The sequence below is a fragment of the Streptosporangium minutum genome (assembly GCF_002149035.1).
In the GTDB taxonomy this organism is placed as follows: Bacteria; Actinomycetota; Actinomycetes; order Streptosporangiales; family Streptosporangiaceae; genus Streptosporangium; species Streptosporangium minutum.
Genome location: NZ_NGFP01000548.1, coordinates 1 through 612, shown reverse-complemented (window position 1 = coordinate 612; position 612 = coordinate 1). Strand labels below are relative to the sequence as shown.

Here is a 612-nt window from a genome sequence, read left to right as displayed (position 1 = left end):
GGCATCCACCGTGTGCCCTAAAAAACTTGGCCACAAAGATGCTCGCGTCCACTATGCAAATCTCAAACAACAAACAGCGACCGAAACCCGCCCCACCACCGAACACCCGCCGAGAAGAGGTACCCCTCATCCCCGGCCGAGCTGGTCTGGCAGGAGGTCGRYCCCGCACGAGGTCAAACAGACAGCAAGCCCGCCTCAGCGGGCCCGCCCGGTCCGTTTCCTCAGGACCCAACAGTGTGTTCGACCAGTCCAAGCCCCCGCCRGCCGGCGTTCCCACTCCCACCCCTCCGAGGAGGGGAAGGCGGTACTAACGGCCCGGYGAACCCGGTCCGATCGAGTAGCCAGTGCTCCACTAATGAGCGCGCCGAGCGTGAGACGTACGCCCACGGACACGGCATGGGACCGGCAGCCACCCCGAGAGGCAGGCCTGCCGAACCGGTGCTCCTTAGAAAGGAGGTGATCCAGCCGCACCTTCCGGTACGGCTACCTTGTTACGACTTCGTCCCAATCGCCAGCCCCACCTTCGACCGCTCCCCCCGGACGAGTCCGGTTGGGCCACGGGCTTCGGGTGTTGCCGACTTTCGTGACGTGACGGGCGGTGTGTACAGTACA

At 64.8% G+C, this 612-nt stretch carries 1 rRNA gene; it reads right to left on the bottom strand.

Features of this window, described 5'->3' with window-relative positions:
- Positions 1-449 precede the first annotated feature (449 nt).
- Positions 450-612: ribosomal RNA gene (locus CA984_RS47580) — 16S ribosomal RNA — on the bottom strand; the annotation flags it as partial.